This window comes from Agrobacterium fabrum str. C58, assembly GCF_000092025.1.
Taxonomy (GTDB): domain Bacteria; phylum Pseudomonadota; class Alphaproteobacteria; order Rhizobiales; family Rhizobiaceae; genus Agrobacterium; species Agrobacterium fabrum.
On record NC_003063.2, the window covers coordinates 1942392 to 1959607 of the forward strand.

Annotated in this window: 13 protein-coding genes; 8 read left to right on the plus strand and 5 right to left on the minus strand. The window is 59.6% G+C overall.

Features of this window, described 5'->3' with window-relative positions; genetic code table 11:
• Nucleotides 1-16: 16 nt before the first annotated feature.
• The 3 genes from ATU_RS22410 to ATU_RS22420 all read right to left on the minus strand — a co-directional run bounded on the left by ATU_RS22410 (nucleotide 17) and on the right by ATU_RS22420 (nucleotide 4801).
• Nucleotides 17-673 (minus strand): response regulator transcription factor, encoded by a 657-nt coding sequence (locus ATU_RS22410; protein ID WP_010974147.1) that lies wholly within the window; start codon nucleotides 671-673, stop codon nucleotides 17-19.
• Nucleotides 666-2246, minus strand: coding sequence for a sensor histidine kinase (locus ATU_RS22415; RefSeq protein ID WP_010974148.1), 1581 nt, complete (start codon nucleotides 2244-2246; stop codon nucleotides 666-668). Before ATU_RS22415 ends, ATU_RS22410 begins: the two co-directional genes overlap by 8 nt.
• A gap of 260 nt (nucleotides 2247-2506) precedes the next feature.
• Entirely contained in the window at nucleotides 2507-4801 is a 2295-nt protein-coding gene (locus tag ATU_RS22420) for an FdhF/YdeP family oxidoreductase (protein ID WP_010974149.1), read from the minus strand.
• A gap of 409 nt (nucleotides 4802-5210) precedes the next feature.
• Here ATU_RS22420 and ATU_RS22425 point away from each other — a divergent pair, with 409 nt between their 5' ends.
• The 4 genes from ATU_RS22425 to ATU_RS22435 all read left to right on the plus strand — a co-directional run bounded on the left by ATU_RS22425 (nucleotide 5211) and on the right by ATU_RS22435 (nucleotide 8405).
• Nucleotides 5211-5729: a Dps family protein gene (locus ATU_RS22425; RefSeq protein ID WP_010974150.1), complete on the plus strand. Its 519-nt coding sequence runs from the start codon at nucleotides 5211-5213 to the stop codon at nucleotides 5727-5729.
• 19 nt (nucleotides 5730-5748) lie between these two features.
• On the plus strand, nucleotides 5749-6729 hold the full coding sequence (locus tag ATU_RS22430) for an alpha/beta fold hydrolase (protein WP_010974151.1): 981 nt from the start codon (nucleotides 5749-5751) through the stop codon (nucleotides 6727-6729).
• Between the two features lie 65 nt (nucleotides 6730-6794).
• A complete protein-coding gene (locus ATU_RS26600; protein ID WP_162854817.1) occupies nucleotides 6795-6971 on the plus strand; it encodes a hypothetical protein in 177 nt (58 codons plus the stop codon).
• Nucleotides 6972-7316: 345 nt separating this feature from the next.
• A complete protein-coding gene (locus ATU_RS22435; RefSeq protein WP_010974153.1) occupies nucleotides 7317-8405 on the plus strand; it encodes a coiled-coil domain-containing protein in 1089 nt (362 codons plus the stop codon).
• Nucleotides 8406-8580: 175 nt separating this feature from the next.
• On the opposite strand, the gene ATU_RS22440 is transcribed toward ATU_RS22435, so the two are convergent.
• Both ATU_RS22440 and ATU_RS22445 read right to left on the minus strand, forming a co-directional pair.
• Nucleotides 8581-10713 (minus strand): sensor histidine kinase, encoded by a 2133-nt coding sequence (locus ATU_RS22440; protein ID WP_010974154.1) that lies wholly within the window; start codon nucleotides 10711-10713, stop codon nucleotides 8581-8583.
• A complete protein-coding gene (locus tag ATU_RS22445; protein ID WP_010974155.1) occupies nucleotides 10710-11456 on the minus strand; it encodes a response regulator transcription factor in 747 nt (248 codons plus the stop codon). The genes ATU_RS22440 and ATU_RS22445 overlap by 4 nt, the downstream gene beginning before the upstream one ends.
• 217 nt (nucleotides 11457-11673) lie before the next feature.
• Here ATU_RS22445 and ATU_RS22450 point away from each other — a divergent pair, with 217 nt between their 5' ends.
• The 4 genes from ATU_RS22450 to ATU_RS22465 all read left to right on the plus strand — a co-directional run bounded on the left by ATU_RS22450 (nucleotide 11674) and on the right by ATU_RS22465 (nucleotide 17194).
• Nucleotides 11674-12702, plus strand: coding sequence for an ABC transporter substrate-binding protein (locus ATU_RS22450; protein ID WP_010974156.1), 1029 nt, complete (start codon nucleotides 11674-11676; stop codon nucleotides 12700-12702).
• A gap of 98 nt (nucleotides 12703-12800) precedes the next feature.
• Nucleotides 12801-13826 (plus strand): ABC transporter substrate-binding protein, encoded by a 1026-nt coding sequence (locus ATU_RS22455; protein ID WP_010974157.1) that lies wholly within the window; start codon nucleotides 12801-12803, stop codon nucleotides 13824-13826.
• Nucleotides 13827-13904: 78 nt separating this feature from the next.
• Nucleotides 13905-16136: an ABC transporter permease gene (locus ATU_RS22460; RefSeq protein ID WP_010974158.1), complete on the plus strand. Its 2232-nt coding sequence runs from the start codon at nucleotides 13905-13907 to the stop codon at nucleotides 16134-16136.
• On the plus strand, nucleotides 16133-17194 hold the full coding sequence (locus ATU_RS22465) for an ABC transporter ATP-binding protein (RefSeq protein WP_010974159.1): 1062 nt from the start codon (nucleotides 16133-16135) through the stop codon (nucleotides 17192-17194). The genes ATU_RS22460 and ATU_RS22465 overlap by 4 nt, the downstream gene beginning before the upstream one ends.
• Nucleotides 17195-17216: the final 22 nt, after the last annotated feature.

The following is a 17216-nucleotide window of genomic DNA, read 5'->3' on the forward strand; positions in this document are numbered from 1 at the left end:
TTTGAAAGATACCATACTAAGATACAGGTGGTCGGAGCTTCTCGCCGATCAGTTCCGCCTTCCGAACAAGGTCGGCCACCGATCTTGCCTCCATTTTGCGCATCACATTGCCCCGGTGCAGCTTCACGGTAACTTCGCTGATACCGAGTTCGTAGGCGATCTGTTTGTTCATCAGGCCGCGGACAACGGCGCCCATGACCTCACGCTCCCTTGGCGTCAGTTGTCCGGCAAGGGAGGTGACGGCCTCGTTCTGGGCACTTTCGCGGCGGCGTGACGCATCCCGTTCCATCGCAGCCGCGACGGCATCCAGAATGTCCTGTTCCTTGAAGGGCTTGGTCAGAAAATCCACGGCTCCCGCCTTCATCGCCCGCACGCTCATCGGAATATCACCGAAGCCGGTCATGAAAATGATCGGCATCCTGTTGCCGACGCGTTCCAGCTGCACCTGGAAATCAAGGCCGCTTATGCCCGGAAGCCGCACATCCAGCAGCAGGCAGCCGTGCCGGTTCAGATTAGCTTTTTCGAGGAAAGCGGCGGCGCTGTCGAAAGCTTCGGCATCGAATTTCATGGAGCGGAAAAGATCGGTAAGCGCCTCCCGCATCGACACATCGTCATCGACGATGAAAACGACGGGTGAAAGCGGCTCCTTCGTTGTCTTGCGTGGCTCAGACATGTTCCATCTCCTGGCTGATCGGCATGGAAATGGTAAAGACCGCCCCGCCGAGAGGATGATTGTCACCGGTCAGCCTGCCGCCGCGTGCTTCCAATGTCGTGCGGCAAATGGAAAGCCCCATGCCCATTCCCGTCTCCTTCGTCGTGAAAAACGGCGAAAACAGCTTGTCTTTCATCTGCGCGGGAAAGCCGGGGCCACTGTCCTCAACCGCGATCTGAATATTATCCCCGTCTTCGCGCTCTTTTCGTACCGTGATGGTGCGATTGCTGATACCCGCCTCGTCCATTGCCTGAATGGCATTGGTGAGGAGGTTGATGAGAACCTGCTGCAATTCGATCCTGACGGCCGTTATCGGCGGCGTGGCCTCATTTTCCACATGGACCGTGGTGCCGCTGCGCTCCAGCTCATGTTCGAGAAGGCTGAGCGTTTCATCGATGAACTCATCGAGGTCGAAGGTTTCCACCTTGCCGCTGGTATGGGCGAGCAGGCTGCGTGTGTTCTGGATGATGTCACTGGCGCGCTCGCCATCGCGGATCATGCGTTCGGCCGAGCGGCGGGCGGCCGCGAGATCCGGCGGATCGCGATCGAGCCACCGCAGCAATGTCTGCGCATTGACGATGATGGCACCGAGCGGCTGGTTCAATTCGTGAGAGAGCGATGCGGACATGGCGCCGACAGCCGCCGCCTTGGAGGCCTTCGTCAGTTCCGCCTGTGCTTCCGCCAGCGCCTTCAGCTCCATTTCGCGCTGAGTGACATCCACCATGCTGACCACCACCCGGTTGAAGGAGGCCGCCTCCGCGGGGAAACTGATGGAAAGCAGCACAAGCTTGTCTTCGCCGCTGTCGGTGCGTACCACGACCTTGTCTTCGAAGACACGGCGGTTGTCCATGATCGCCTGCAACACATCAACGAACTTGCTGGAGGCGGAAACGACCGATTGCTGAAGGGTACCGCGGATCGAGGAGTCGTAGCCCAGCATTTCCTTACCGGCTTCGTTCGAAGCAACGACCGTGATGAGATCGATACATTGTTGCGTGAAACCCGGATTGGCGCGTGCATGGGCGTGCATGTCGGTAATCCCCTGCTGCCTGAGGCCCATGAGCAGAGCGTGAAGCTTCGAATAGTCACGCTCCCAGAGTGCGACGCGCGTGCGGTCGAAAATGGAGCGATAGCGCTCCTCGCTTTCCTTCAGCGCCGCGTTGACGGACAACATCGCCAGTCGGGCGGTTTCCGTTTTCAGAAGCAGCATGGTCGTGACGGCAAGTGCTGCAAGGGCGACGACCAATCGAAGGGCCGACTGGAAATCCGCGTCCTCTGCATGCGTTGCCCCATAGGACAACAGGGAAAGAATGGCGCAGATACAGGAGATCGCGATCAGTCCGGACCGGGTTATCGCCTGGGCGGCCAAAAGGATCGTGATCACATAGAGCACCGCGATCGCGCCTTCTATGTCGGTATAGGTATCGACGTAAAATACCGCGGCCGCCAGCGCCAGCGCCCCAAGGCCAAAGGCCAGATGGTGCGTTCCGCCTTCCGGCTCGCGAGCACGAAACATCCTTGACGCAATCGACATTGTTCCCCCGATGCGATTTTTGCAGACAATACGGGTTTTTCAGCACAACCTGACCTATACATAGGTCTTGGTTGCCCCCGTCGTCGAAACATCAGGATAGCGGGAAAACGGTGCGGCGATATATCGAAAAATCCGCATGTACGGCCGGTCATCCACAGCCATGCAAGATGGCTGGTGGTGAGGTTTCCGTGAATTTGACACGGGGCGGCGGAAAGAAAAGCGCGAAGCGATCGCTGCCTTGCGCGCCTGTCCCGCGTTCGTCAGGTCGCCGCCGGGCTTATGGTGATCGGAACACCCTTGTAGGAGGGCGTTCCGGACAGGCGATCATAATGGCCAAGCGCCACCACCGCATTCATCTCCGGATAATAACCGGCCGCCGAACCCTTTGGGATATTGTATTCGACGGCGGTAAAACCCTGCACGAGGTGTCTATCCGCGCTTTCTGCGCCGATGCCGTGAATGTCGATGCGATCGCCGTCCTTCAGACCACGTTCGGCAAGGTCGTGCCGGTTCATGAAAATAATGTCCCTGCGCCCGAAGACGCCGCGATAACGGTCATCCATGCCATAGATCGTCGTATTGTACTGGTCGTGGCTGCGGATCGTGGTCAGGACGAGCGCGTCAGGATTGGAGATGAGCGGATCTTCCTCAAGCCCCGTGGCGACGAGGAAATTGGCCTTGCCGCTTTCCGTATTCCACCGACGATAGGACGCTGCGACATCGAGGCGAAAGCCGCCCTTCATGCGGACCCGGCTGTTGAAATCCCTGAAATCGGGAAAGACCTCTTCGATCTTGTCACGGACGCGGTCGTAATCGGCAATCAGCCAATCCCAGTCAATTCCGTAACGGTTACCGACGGTCGCTTTGGCAATAGCGGCGATGATGGCTGGCTCCGATCTTACAAGCTCTCCCGGCGGGTTGAGGAAACCGCGCGAGGCATGCACCATCGACATCGAATCTTCGACGGTCACCGCCTGCGGGCCAGAGGCCTGCGTATCGAGATCGGTGCGTCCGAAGCACGGCAGGATCAGCGATGTTCTGGCCGTCAGAAGATGCGAGCGGTTGAGTTTTGTCGCAATGTGAACGACGAGATCGAGTTTGCGCATGCCCTCGAAGGTCGCGGCCGTATCCGACATGGCGACGGCGAGATTTCCGCCAAGGCAGATGAGCGCCCGGGATTTCCCGGCAATGATCGCCTCGATGGCTTCGATGGCATTATGCCCCTTTTCCGCAGGCGGCCGAAAACCGAAAGCGCGCTCCATGCCATCCAGCAGCGCCTTGTTCGGGATTTCGGTAATGCCGACGGTGCGGTCTCCCTGCACGTTGGAATGGCCGCGAATGGGCGCTATGCCAGCGCCCGGGCGGCCCATATTGCCGCGCAGCAAGAGCAGGTTTGCGATCTGCTGCACATTGCCGGTGCCCTTGGCGTGCTGCGTGATGCCCATGCCGTAACAGATGATGACGTTCGAGGCCTTCACATAAATCCGGGCAGCGCTTTCAAGCGCCTCTTTCGTCAGTCCGCTGACGGATGAGATGATGTCCCAGGAGGTCGCATCGATATCGGCACGCAGCGCCTCGAGGCCGGCCGTGTGTTCCTCGATGAAGGCTCGATCGAGCACGCCGGCGCCACCCGCACCAAGGTTTTCCGCATCCAGTTCGAACACCGCCTTCATGATGCCCTTCAGGGCGGCGAGATCGCCGCCGGTGCGGAGCTGATGATAGGCGGAGGCGATGGGCGTCGACGACAGCGTCGCCATTTCGATCGGGTCCTGTGGTGCGGCGAAGCGTTCCAGCGCCCGTTCCTTCAGCGGATTGAAGACGACGATCGGCACGCCGCGTTTGGCGGCATTGTGCAGCGTCGTCATCATCCGCGGATGGTTGGTGCCGGGATTGTGGCCGAAGCTGAAGATCGCATCGGCATAATCAAAATCCTCCAGCGTTACCGTGCCTTTGCCGACGCCGATGGATTTCGGAAGCCCGACGCTGGTCGCCTCGTGGCACATGTTGGAACAGTCAGGGAAATTGTTCGTCCCATAGGCGCGCACGAAAAGCTGATAGAGAAACGCAGCCTCGTTGGAGGCCCGGCCGGAAGTGTAGAATTCCGCCTTGTCGGGATTATCGAGCTTGTTCAATTCCTGCGCGATCAGATGGAAGGCATCGTGCCAGGCGATTGGCTCGTAGCGATCGCTGTCGGCGTTGTAATGCAGGGGAAGGGTCAGCCGGCCGGCATCTTCCAGCTTGTGATCCGTCCACTGCCACAGTTCGGAAACCGTATGCTGCGCGAAGAACTCAGGCCCGGATCGTTTCGCGGTCGATTCCCAGGTGATGGCCTTGGCGCCGTTTTCGCAGAACTCGAAGGATGAGGTGTGTTGGGGATCGGGCCAGGCGCAGCCGGGACAGTCGAAACCCTCGGGCTGATTGGCCTTGAGCAGCGTCATGGTGCCCTGCGCGATGATCTGCTGATGCGCGAGCGTCTTCGCGACGGCCTTCAATGCATCCCAGCCACCGGCTGGGTGATTGTATTTTTCAATACCTTCCGGCCGTTCTTCTGCCATGTCAGAGGTTCCTTCGATTGTGCGGATTGACGATAGTCATGACGCTAACGCAACTGCGAAGGAGTAAACATAATACTCAGGCATAGGTTGCCTGCGTTCCCGCGGCCAAAATGAAAAAAAAGGCCGCCTCCTGCGGCGGGGGCGGCCTTGGCGGATCGGGAGGGAGATCCGCGGCTCCGGGGAGGGGACGCCGGAGTTTCTGGCTTCTGCGAGCCAATCGCCCTGGGGCGGGGCGACAGGCAGAAATTATCGCAGGCCAGGCCTTGCCGAAACTACACTTAGGTATCGGGTGGACTGTACCAGCAGCCGATTTCTCTTCGACCATCCTTCTCCCTATTCTCGGTGCCGATCAGACAGCCGCAACAGGGGCGCTCAACAACGAGCGGTCGATTGCCGAAGGAGAACGATCATGGACACGACCACAGCTGCCAAAAACCGCAAGCTTCCACTCGCAACGCCGACCGATCTCGCGACTGAAGCGAGCCGCGAAATCTCCGCTGCGCTGACCGCGCTGCTGGCGGACGTCTTCACGCTCTACATCAAGACCAAGAATTTCCATTGGCATGTTTCCGGCCCGCATTTCCGCGATTATCACACGCTGCTCGACGAACAGGGCGCCCAGATCTTTGCAATGACCGACGACATCGCCGAAAGGGCGCGCAAGATCGGCGGCACGACCATCCGCTCCATCAGTCATATCGCCCGCGTCAAGCGTCTCCTCGATAACGACGCCGATTTCGTCACGCCGGAGGATATGCTGGCCGAACTGCGCGAAGACAACAAGCAACTCACCGCCATCCTGCGCCAGACGCACAACCTCACCTCCGACCTCAATGACCACGCGACTACCAGCCTGATCGAAAACTGGATCGACGAGACAGAACGCCGCACCTGGTTCCTGTTCGAAACCACCCGTCGCGCGCGCTGAAGCCAGCCAGGAAACCAAAATGACCGACAATCCTGTCGAACTCGCAATTTCCAGACGGCATGTCCTGCTGGCCGGTGCCGCGCTTTCCACTGCGATGGCCATGCCGTCGCTTGCATTTTCAAAATCCATCCCATCCCGCAACGAAGGAACATTTCCAATGACCGAATCATTCGTAAAGAACAAGGACGGCGTCGAAATCTATTTCAAGGACTGGGGCCCGAAGGATGCCCAGCCGATCGTGTTCCATCACGGCTGGCCGCTGTCCTCCGACGACTGGGATGCGCAGATGCTGTTTTTCGTTCAGAACGGTTACCGCGTCGTGGCGCATGATCGCCGCGGCCACGGCCGTTCGCAGCAGGTGAGCGACGGCCACGACATGGATCATTATGCCGCCGACGCGTCCGCCGTTGCCGAACATCTCGATCTCAGGAATGCGGTTCATATCGGCCACTCGACCGGCGGCGGTGAAGTGGCACGTTATGTCGCGAAATTCGGCCAGCCGCAGGGCCGTGTTGCCAAGGCCGTGCTTGTCTCCGCCGTTCCGCCGCTGATGCTGAAGACGCCTTCCAATCCCGGCGGCCTGCCGATCGAAGTCTTCGACAGCTTCCGCAAGGGCGTGGCCGAGAACCGCGCGCAGTTCTTCCTCGACGTGCCGGCCGGTCCCTTCTACGGGTTCAACCGGCCGGATGCCAAAATCTACCCCGGTGTCATCCGGAACTGGTGGCGTCAGGGCATGATGGGCAGTGCCAAGGCCCATTATGATGGGGTCAAGGCCTTCTCGGAAACCGACCAGACTGAAGACCTCAAGGCGATCACGGTGCCGACGCTCGTTCTCCACGGCGATGACGACCAGGTCGTGCCGATCGCAGATTCGGCCGAATTGTCAGTCAAACTTCTGAAGAATGGCACGCTGAAGGTTTACAAGGGCTATCCGCATGGCATGCTGACGACCCATGCGGACGTCATCAACCCCGATCTGCTGGCCTTCGTGAAGGGCTGATCGCATAAAACGGCCGCTACCTGCAGAAGCGGATGGCGGCTATTTCTCGTAAATAGGAGATTTCGATGCCGTTCAAGCCATCTTATGAAGACCTTGCCCTTCGTGACGGCATCGCAAGCCTGCCCGAGACGGAGAATATCCAGCTTGAGCTTCCTCTGCCCCGGCAGGCCGATGGGGAAAATCGGGTCGAAGCGGGGTTGGAGCCGGATACGGTAAGTACCGGAACAACATTTCAGGACTGATTGACGTGTGATGAGCCCGGCTGTTTCCAGGCAGCAATCGGCCTGTCGACATCATGGCCTGCGTTAAGCCAATGTCCGTTCCGCGGCGAAAAAGCATTTCCGCCACGATATCGTCTCCCGACATTTTCGCAGAATCGTTCCGCCAGATTGACGTGTAATGAAACTTTTTCGAGCGCGACGAGTTTGGGCAGAGAGCAATCAGCTCGCATTTCTCGCTGCCTATAATCATCCGCTACGCGGAGGATGATCGTCCTTTCGGAGGAGATACCACATGAATTCTATTATCTATCTAGTCGGTCTAGTTGTCGTTGTCCTGTTCATTCTCTCATTGCTGGGGCTACGTTGATGGTTGATCCAACGGGTATCGAAACAAATCCTAACCGCAGCTATGTCGATTGGCCTGCCATTTTCGCCGGTGCTGTTATCTCCTCTGGCGCCATGGCGATCCTCACCGCATTCGCGGGTGGTCTGGGACTGAGTTCCATTTCGGCCGACAATGGTGGCGAAGTCAGTACCGTATGGCTGATCCTCACCGCGCTTTTCGTCATCCTCTCGATGGTGGGCTCCTACATGCTGGGCGGTTACATTGCCGGCCGCATGCGTCGCCCCGCCGGGGCTGCCGACAGGAACGAATTGACCGTTCGTGACGGCGTCAATGGTTTGGTCGTCTGGGGTCTCGGAACGGTTGTGTCCGCGTTCCTCGCTCTCGGCGTGTTGTCCGGCGGTGCGAAAGCCGTGGGCAGTGTGGCGCAGACCGCTGTCGAGGCCACGGGTTCCGCCGTTGGCGGAGCAATGCAGGGTGCTGGTCAGCTTGCGGGCGGCATCATCTCGGGCGCTGGCAGTGCTGCAGGCGGTCTCGCGCAAGGTGCGGGTCAGGCCGCTGCGCCCAGCATCGAGCAGATGCTTCCGCAGGGCTTGAAGACCAATCCGGTCGATTATTTCACCGATACGCTGCTGAGAACCGACACTCCGGCCACCGCCGTGCCGGGTGATCAAAGCGCCGGTGACTTTCAGCGGCAGATCAGCGGTATTCTCGGTAATCTGCTTGCAACCGGCCAGATTTCCGACGCCGATAAAACTTGGCTCACCAATCAGATTGCCGCCCGTACAAACATCAGCCAGACGGATGCCCAGGCACGCGTCAACGAAACGGTTGAACGTGTACAGGCTATCAGAGCTGAAGCGCAGAAGAAGGTAGATGAAGCGCAAAAGCAGGTTGAGGCTGTGAAGGCGGAAGCGCAGAAGGCGTTGGAAGACGCCAAGAACAAGGCTGCCGATGCTGCTGAAAAAGCCCGTATCGCCGGCATTCTGACCGCGTTCCTGCTGGCTGCCTCCGCACTCGTCTCCGCTGCTGCCGCTTATATCGGTGCAGTGCATGGCGGACGCCACAGAGATGAAGGCCGCATCTGGGGTGGACTTGCCTACCGCAAATAACCAGTACGAGTGATAAGAGCGGACCTCCGCAACACCGGGGGCCCGCTCCAGCAAGACGATCAAACTTATCTTATTCCCCGCTGCAACCGCTATCCTCACGATGGCGGTTTTTTGTTTCCGTGCCTGCCTCGAGGGATACTGACGTAAGCGTTACCTGCGATGACAGCACGTCATTTTATCGCGCGTCATCAGGCATATCGTCCTGCTTGCCGAAGATCGGGAATGTGAGCGATACGCGCGCACCACAACCGGGCTGCGACGTGATTTTGGCGTCACCGCCGCTTTGACGCATGAAACCGTAGACCATGGCGAGGCCAAGTCCCGTGCCGCCCTGTTGGGCGCGCGTGGTGAAATAGGGTTCGAAAGCGCGGTCCACCGCATCCTGATCCATGCCGTGTCCGTTGTCCTCCACGGAAATCTCGACAACATTGTCCGATTTCTCGGCCGCAATGATGATGACGCCGCCGGTGGGCATGGCTGCGGCTGAGTTGAGGCATAGGTTGAGGATGGACTGTTCAAACAGGGCGGCGTCCAGCGCCAGCCGTGGCAGATCATCCTGAAGACGAAGGTTGATCTGGTTGCGCGTACCGACCGCAATCTCCAGGACATCCACCATTCCTTTCAGGAGCGCGGCGACATCGACATATGCAGGGTGGATCGGCTGCTGGCTGCCGATGGAGAGCATGCTGCTGGCAAGCTGGCGGCCACGATCGGCGGCTTTACGGATGCGGTTGATGTTGCGCTGCTGGCGCTCGCTGAAGCCTGTTTCCCGCTCCAGAAGCCCGAGGCTTCCGGTAATGATGCCGATCATGTTGCCGACTTCGTGGCTGAGCTGATGGGTCATGCGCATGATGCCATCAAGCCGCTGTGCCTTTGCAGCCTCTGCCTCCTGGCGGTCGAGCGCTGTCACGTCGCGGGCCAGCAGCACGATGCCGCCGTCCGGTTGCCGGGAGACGGCAATCTCCGTGACCTGCTGGTCCTGCGTGCGGTGGCGCACGGTGATCCGGCTGGCAAGCCCGCCCGGATCGTCGGAAGAGGGCAAGAGGCCCGGATCGATCTCCGGTATCGTTTCGATGAAGGCGCGCAATGGCAGCTTCCTCGAGTAACCGCCGCGCTTTCCGACAAGCTCGATGATGCGCCTGTTCATGGTGATGGGCTGGCCGTTGGCGTTAAACAGCGCTATGCCCTCGTTCATCGTCCGGAAGGTGGAGCGGATCGTTCGGGCCGCGGCTTCGGCCGTGCGGCGAAGACGGGACACGCGGTCGACGCTGTCCTTGAAGGCGTGAAATGCGTCCGACAGGCGGATGAGTTCGGTTTCCGAGCCTCGGTACGTGGGCAGGCTGACATTCTGCTCGCCATTGGCGAGGGAGTTCATGCCGCCCGAAAGTGCCGTTATGCCATGTGAGACCCGCATGACGGAGCGGATGGAGAGGGTCGAGAGAATGATGACGACGACAAAGGCGATCGCGACCATGACGATCAGCCGGGTGAGCGCCGCCGAAGCCGAGGCGAGGCCCTGCGTCAATCTGTGCGCGACGGCTTCGCTTTGCGTTTCGGTGGCATGGGAAAGGTTGCGGGAGACGACGTGGAGTTTCGATACGGAGGACTGGATCGCAAACATTTCCAGAAGATATTGCGTCTGGGCGTCGAACACGCGTTTGTAGGGTACAAGCCCCTCGGCTCCCGCGTCATCCATTGCAGCGGGCTCGTTCATGAAATAGCCGGTTTCCGACGTGAAGCGGCGCTGCAATTCACCCAGCTGGAACAGGCTGGCGGAATTGGCCGCAGCCTGCACGATGGCGTTCAGGCGCTGGCGAAGGGCGCCTTCGGTGACGGCCTGGCCGGTTGCGATTTCGCCTAGTGCCGCTGCCGCCTCTGCCTTGTGCTGCTGGGCGGCATCCGCGTCCGCCGCGAGCGACAGGGTCTGTTGGCGAATGGCCTGGAGCAGCTCGACGATATCGTCGTTTGGAATGGCGTTCTGCGTTTCTGCTTTCTTGTATTGCGCGATTGTCTCAAGAAGGCTGTCCACCTGCGAAACCACCGCGCGGCTTTCGCTCGATACGCGGTAAGGCGATGTCGCGTTCATCAGCAGCGGCGCGCTGGAAACGAGATCGGCCACCTGTCGCGACACGAGCGAAGCGCGCGCAAGGCTGGAGAACGCCTGCAGGCTGTAGGTCGCCATTTCGGTCTTCGCCTTCTGCAAGCCGTAGATTGCGACAGCCGACAGAATGAAGACCGACGAGCATATGAAGACGATGGCAAAGGGCAGACGAAACGCGATTGACTGGAGGAAGAGCCTGTTGATCACAATTGCGGCTCTGCCGCGTCTGTATGCAGGACGTAGCCCTTGCCTCTGCGTGTCTGGATATGTTGCGGCAGATCCGGGTTGCGCTCGATCTTCCGGCGCAGGCGAAGCACGAGAACATCGACGTTACGATCGATGAAGCGGTCGCTTTCCGCACCGAGGCGATCGAGGATATGGGATCGACTGACCGGCTTGTTCGGCGTTTCCGCCAGAATTTCCAGAAGGGCGAATTCGGCCGTCGTCAGCGTCCTGCTGCGGTCTGCAAGGCAGACGGCGCGCCGCCCTGAAAGATCGACCGCCCAGTCTCCCAGTCTCAGCGAATTCGTCTCGGTTTCGCGCTCCGGCTCCTTTTCGACCTTGAGGGACGGAGCGATGCGACGCAGAACCGCCTTGATCCGCGCCGTCAGTTCAATCGGCTCGAAAGGTTTGACGACATAGTCGTCGGCGGCGGTTTCCAGACCCAGCACGCGCTCGGTTGCGCTGCCGGCCGCGGTTACCATCACGATACCGACATTCAGTCCCAGTTCGGTGCGGATGCGCTGGGCGAAGGTTCTACCGGAAATTCCGGGCAGATTGTGATCGAGAAGCACGAGATCGATTTGCTCGTGTCCCAGTGTCGCTGCGGCATCTTCTGCCGAGTGCACCACAAGCGGAGACCAGCCTTCGGCCTCCACAAGATCGGCAATCAGTTCCGCCATATCAGGATCGTCTTCGACGATCAGTATCCCGATCCTCTGTTTCTGCAAAATGAAGTCCTCCCATCACCGATCATATGCAAGAGCAATGAAATATTCAAAAGCTCGATGATGACTGGTCGTGTTACATTTGTAATATTCGTAACCAATCTCGCCCGCAGGTGTCTTTCGTTGAAAAATCGGTAACCATTCAATGGATTGCTGAAATTCGTCGTTCTGGCATGATTGTCCTCAAGAATGGAACGGGGAGGTTCCATGGGAGGACAAGGTGAAAGCATCGCTTGCGGCATTCAGCGCCGGTTTAGCCCTGTGGGCGTTCGGCACTGCCGGGGCGCAGGCCGATGGACGGCTGAATATTCTCTGCGCGGCGGATGATGCCTGGTGCGCAGCGATGCAACGCGCTTACGAGACGAAAACCGGCGTACAGACCATCATGGTTCGCAAGAGCACCGGCGAAATTCTTGAACAGGTCAGAAAAGAAAAGGACGCCCCCACGGTCGACGTCTGGTGGGCCGGTACGGGCGACACTCATTTGCAGGCGGCCTCAGAAGGGCTTCTGGAGGCCTATGCCTCGAAGAATGAAACCGAAGTTCTTCCGTGGGCGCAAAACTTCTTCACCATGTCGGGTGGGCAATCGGCCGGCATTTATGCGGGTGCGCTAGGTTTTGCCTATAATAGCGATCTCTTGCAGCGGCAGGGGCTTCCGGTTCCAAGCTGCTGGAAAGACCTGATCAGCGAAACCTATCGCGGCAAGATATTGGCCGGCAATCCGAACTCGTCGGGCACCGCCTTCACCATGCTCGCGACCCTCGTCCAGCTTTTCGGGGAGGAGGAGGCGTTCAGCTACATGAAGGCGCTCGATCAGAACGTGGCCGAATATACCAAGGCAGGTTCGGCGCCCGTCAAGGCGGCGGCGCGCGGAGAAGCAGTGATCGGCATATCGTTCATGCATGACGCCGTCACGCAGAAGGAGGCGGGTGCACCCCTCGTCATCGTCGCTCCCTGTGAGGGAACCGGTTATGAGATCGGTGCGGTCAGCATCGTCAGGGGCACGAAAAACCGGGAGGAAGCCCGTCGGTTCGTGGACTTTGCGTTGAGCCCTGACGGTCAGGCCACAGGGGCTGCTGCGGGACAGAACCAGGTGCCATCAAATGCAAAGGCAGCATTGCCGGCAGGCGCGCCGGACCTCTCGCTGATCAAGATGGTCGACTACGACTTCGCGACCTTCGGCACACCGGAAGAACGGGGACGGCTTTTGCGCCGGTTTGACACGGAAGTACATCCCCCCAGCCAATAACCAGACGATTTGAAGCGGACCAGGACGACAGCCACCGGCATGTGGAACGGCGAAGCCATGTCCGCAGACTTATTCAGACGCAAACAATGGAGGAAATCATGCGACTGACGATCATATCCAGCCTGCTTCTCGCAGGCACCACGCTCCTGGGCGTTCCGGCCCATGCTGCCGGCGACCTCAATCTCATCTGCGCCGCAGATGTGGTGATCTGCGAGCAGATGAAGGGTGACTTCGAAAAGACCCATGACATCAAGGTCAATATGGTGCGCATGTCCTCGGGCGAGGCTTATGCCAAGATCCGCGCCGAGGCCCGCAACCCGAAGACCGACCTTTGGTGGGCCGGCACCGGCGATCCGCATCTTCAGGCGGCTTCTGAAAACCTGACGCTCGAATATAAATCGAAGATGCTCGACCAGTTGCAGGACTGGGCAAAGAACCAGGCAGAGAGTGCCGGTTACAAGACGGTCGGCGTTTATGCCGGTGCGCTCGGCTGGGGGTACAACACGGATATCTTCAAGAAGAAGGGCTACAAGGAACCCAAGTGCTGGGCAGACCTTCTCGCGCCCGAACTGAAGGGCGAAATCCAGATCGCCAACCCGAATTCCTCTGGCACGGCCTACACCGCGCTTGCCTCGCTGGTGCAGATCATGGGCGAAGATCAGGCTTTCGACTATCTGAAGAAGCTCAACGGCAATATTTCGCAATATACCAAGTCGGGCTCGGCTCCGGTCAAGGCAGCTGCGCGTGGCGAAACGGCTGTCGGCATCGTCTTCATGCATGATGCCGTGGCGCAGACAGCCGAAGGCTTTCCGGTAAAGTCGGTCGCGCCGTGTGAAGGCACCGGCTATGAAATCGGCTCCATGTCCATCGTCAAGGGCGCGCGCAATCTCGAGAACGCGAAGACCTGGTATGACTGGGCGCTGCAGCCGGACGTTCAATCGCGCATGAAGGATGCGAAGTCGTTCCAGCTTCCGTCGAACAAGACGGCTGAAATTCCGAAGGAAGCACCACGCTTCGAGGATATCAAGCTGATCAATTACGACTTCAAGACCTATGGCGATCCTGAAAAGCGCAAGGCCCTGCTGGAGCGCTGGGACAAGGACGTCGGCGCCGCCGCCAACTGATATCCCATGTCGGCTGCCTTCGTTTCTCAATGACGAAGGCAGCCCCTTTCCGACACACTCAATTTTGTGAGGTTGACCATGACCCATGGCAATCGCAGGCTGGATATTGTTCTGGCCTTGGGCCTTGCTGCCCTGGTGCTGGTGCCCTGGTACCGCATCGAAAGCGGCTTTTTTGGCCTTGGCTGGCTATCGGATTTTCCGACATCATCGCAGGTCGCGCCCGGCATTCTCCAGATGATAACCGAAGGCCGCACCTGGCTGTTCGGCGTCCTGATCTTCTTTCTGCTGGGAGCCGTTGCGCGGACGCTGTCCGATCCTATCCTGCGCGGCAGGCTTCTGGTGGCCGCCGGTGCTTTCGGGCTTGCCTTCCTCGTACTTCAGGGGCTGGCGATCGGCTTTATCGGGTGGACCTGGCAGGCCACCGAAAGCCTGTTCGGCGCCATGGCCGACGGCCAACCCTCCATGGGCGCGGGCGCCGTGACGATGGCTTTCGTCTTCGTGCTCTTCATTTCCTTTGGTCTTGCCGAACGGGGCTTCATGAAGGGCGACGTCTTTGTCGTCTCCTCTATTTCGCTGCTCGTGTTCCTGGTCTGCGTTTTCGTCTTTTATCCCATCGGCAGCATGATGGTGGGCGCGGTTCAGGACTTTGACGGTTCGTTCAATCCCGACGGATTTATCCGCAATATGCGCGATCCCGGCATCTGGAGCCTGGACTGTGTCGTCGGTGCCGGCCGCTGCGGTGTCGCATGGCGCACGCTCTTCCTCGCCATCATGACGGCGGCGGGATCGACCATCCTCGGACTGGCTTTTGCGCTGGTCGCCACCCGCACGCGTTTTCCGTTCAAGAAAGGTCTGCGGCTGCTGACGATCCTGCCGATCATCACCCCGCCCTTCGTTATCGGTCTTGCCCTGACTCTGCTTTTCGGCCGTGCAGGCGTCGTCACCGAATTCATGTCGAGCGTCTTCGGCATCGAGCCGGGCCGCTGGCTTTATGGCCTAACGGGCATATGGATCGCGCAGGTCCTGTCCTTCACGCCCATTTCGTTCCTCGTCCTGATCGGTGTCGTCGAGGGCGTCAGCCCGTCGATGGAAGAGGCGTCGCAGACGCTGCGTGCCGACCGCTGGCGCACCTTCTGGCGTGTGTCGCTTCCGTTGATGAAGCCGGGCCTTGCCAATGCGTTTCTGATCGGTTTCATCGAAAGCATGGCGGATTTCGGCAATCCCCTGGTGCTGGGCGGCAGCCACGGCGTTCTCTCGACGGAAATCTTCTTCGCTGTCGTTGGCTCGCAGAATGACCCGTCACGCGCCGCAGTTCTCGCTATCGTGCTGCTCTGCTTCACGCTGTCGGCCTTCATCGCCCAGCGCTTCTGGCTGGCAGGCAAGAATTTCGCCACCGTCACCGGCAAGGGCGACAGCGGCGCGCATATCGCCCTTCCGAAATCCATGTCGATTGCTGTACACGCGCTCGTCGTTCCCTGGATGCTCTTTACCATCGTCGTTTATGGCATGATCCTCGTCGGTGGTTTCGTGAAGACCTGGGGTCTGGATAATACGCTGACGATCGAACATTACGTCCGCGCCTTCTCCGTCAGCCTCAGCAATGGTTCGATCGCCTGGACGGGCGTCGCGTGGAATTCCTTCTGGACGACGATGGAGATCGCCCTGATTTCGGCCCCGCTCACCGCGGCTGTCGGGCTGCTGACGGCCTATATCATCGTCCGGCAGAAATTTGCCGGCAGGAACCTGTTCGAATTCGCTTTGATGATGAGCTTTGCCATTCCCGGCACGGTCATCGGCGTCAGCTACATCATGGCCTTTAACCTGCCACCGCTCGAAATGACTGGATCGGCGCTGATCCTCATTGCCTGCTTCGTCTTCCGCAACATGCCAGTCGGCGTTCGCGGTGGCATCGCGGCCATGAGCCAGCTGGACAAGAGCCTCGACGAGGCCTCGCTCACACTACGGGCAAACAGCTTCCGCACCATTCGCCTGGTGGTGCTGCCACTCCTGCGCCCGGCGATCAGGGCGGCGCTGGTCTATTCCTTCGTCAGGGCCATCACGTCCATCAGCGCGGTCATCTTCCTCGTCAGCGCCCAATACAACATGGCGACGTCCTATATCGTCGGCCTCGTTGAAAACGGCGAATACGGTGTCGCAATCGCTTATTCCTCAATGCTGATCGTCGTCATGATCACCGTCATCGCGGGCTTCCAGCTCATCGTCGGCGAAAGACGTCTGCGGCGCGAAAACCGCGTCGCGGGCCTCGATGCAGCCAAATCCGTTTCTCACCCTCAGGAGAAAATCGCATGATCACCGTCAAACCGGGCTCCGTCGTCTTCGAAAATGTCCGCAAGACCTTCGGCGCATTCACCGCCATTCCAGATCTGTCATTGACCATCGAGCCCGGCACGCTCGTCACGCTTCTTGGGCCCTCCGGCTGCGGCAAGACGACGACGCTGCGCATGCTCGCCGGCCTTGAACATCCCAATTCCGGCCGCATCCTCATCGGTGGCAAGGATGTGACCATGCTTCCCGCCAACGAGCGCGATGTCTCGATGGTCTTCCAGTCCTATGCCCTATTTCCGCACATGAGTGCGCTGGATAACGTCGCTTACGGCCTCCAGTCCTCGGGCCTGAAAAAGGCCGAGGCGCGGGAAAAGGCCGAAGAGGGGCTGAAACTCGTCGGCCTTGCCGGCATGGGCCACCGCCTGCCGGCGGAACTCTCCGGCGGCCAGCAGCAGCGCGTCGCGGTCGCCCGCGCCCTCGTGCTGGAGCCGCAGGTGCTGCTGCTCGATGAACCATTGTCGAATCTCGATGCGCGCCTGCGCCGGCGCGTGCGCACCGATATTCGTGAGCTTCAGCAGAGGATCGGCTTTACCGCCGTTTATGTCACGCATGACCAGGATGAGGCGCTCGCGGTATCGGATCGCATCATCGTCATGAAAGAGGGAGAAATCGCCCAATCCGGCGCCCCCCGCGAACTTTATGAGGCACCGGCATCCTCCTTCATCGCCGATTTCATGGGCGAGGCGAACGTCGTGCCCTGCGAAGTCGTCTCCCAGACGGGTGACGAATCCCTTGTGCGGGTTGGCACGATGGAACATCGGGTCCGAAGCCGCGGCCCGCGCTCCGGCAGCGCCAAGCTTGCCGTGCGTCCCGGCGCCATCACCATCGGCGCGGCGGGTGGCAGCGGCATGCCCGGCCGCGTGCTGCACACGGCCTATCTCGGCGGCCACATCGAATATGAAGTCGAAACGGAAGTCGGCACGCTCTTCATCATCGACCATGAAATGAACCACACGCAACGCGAAACGAGCGATGTCACACTCAATTTCAAAAACCGTGGCATAGCCCTCATCGACGCTTGAAGACTCATGGACTTAAGGAAAA

Excerpts from the sequence above, each read along its gene's own strand:
- ATU_RS22435 (WP_010974153.1), top strand. The coding sequence starts at position 7,317 with ATGGTTGATCCAACGGGTATCGAAACAAATCCTAACCGCAGCTATGTC.
- ATU_RS22465 (WP_010974159.1), top strand. The coding sequence starts at position 16,133 with ATGATCACCGTCAAACCGGGCTCCGTCGTCTTCGAAAATGTCCGCAAG.
- ATU_RS22415 (WP_010974148.1), bottom strand. The coding sequence starts at position 2,246 with ATGTCGATTGCGTCAAGGATGTTTCGTGCTCGCGAGCCGGAAGGCGGA.
- ATU_RS22425 (WP_010974150.1), top strand. The coding sequence starts at position 5,211 with ATGGACACGACCACAGCTGCCAAAAACCGCAAGCTTCCACTCGCAACG.
- ATU_RS22420 (WP_010974149.1), bottom strand. The coding sequence starts at position 4,801 with ATGGCAGAAGAACGGCCGGAAGGTATTGAAAAATACAATCACCCAGCC.
- ATU_RS22455 (WP_010974157.1), top strand. The coding sequence starts at position 12,801 with ATGCGACTGACGATCATATCCAGCCTGCTTCTCGCAGGCACCACGCTC.
- ATU_RS22460 (WP_010974158.1), top strand. The coding sequence starts at position 13,905 with ATGACCCATGGCAATCGCAGGCTGGATATTGTTCTGGCCTTGGGCCTT.
- ATU_RS22410 (WP_010974147.1), bottom strand. The coding sequence starts at position 673 with ATGTCTGAGCCACGCAAGACAACGAAGGAGCCGCTTTCACCCGTCGTT.
- ATU_RS22430 (WP_010974151.1), top strand. The coding sequence starts at position 5,749 with ATGACCGACAATCCTGTCGAACTCGCAATTTCCAGACGGCATGTCCTG.
- ATU_RS26600 (WP_162854817.1), top strand. The coding sequence starts at position 6,795 with ATGCCGTTCAAGCCATCTTATGAAGACCTTGCCCTTCGTGACGGCATC.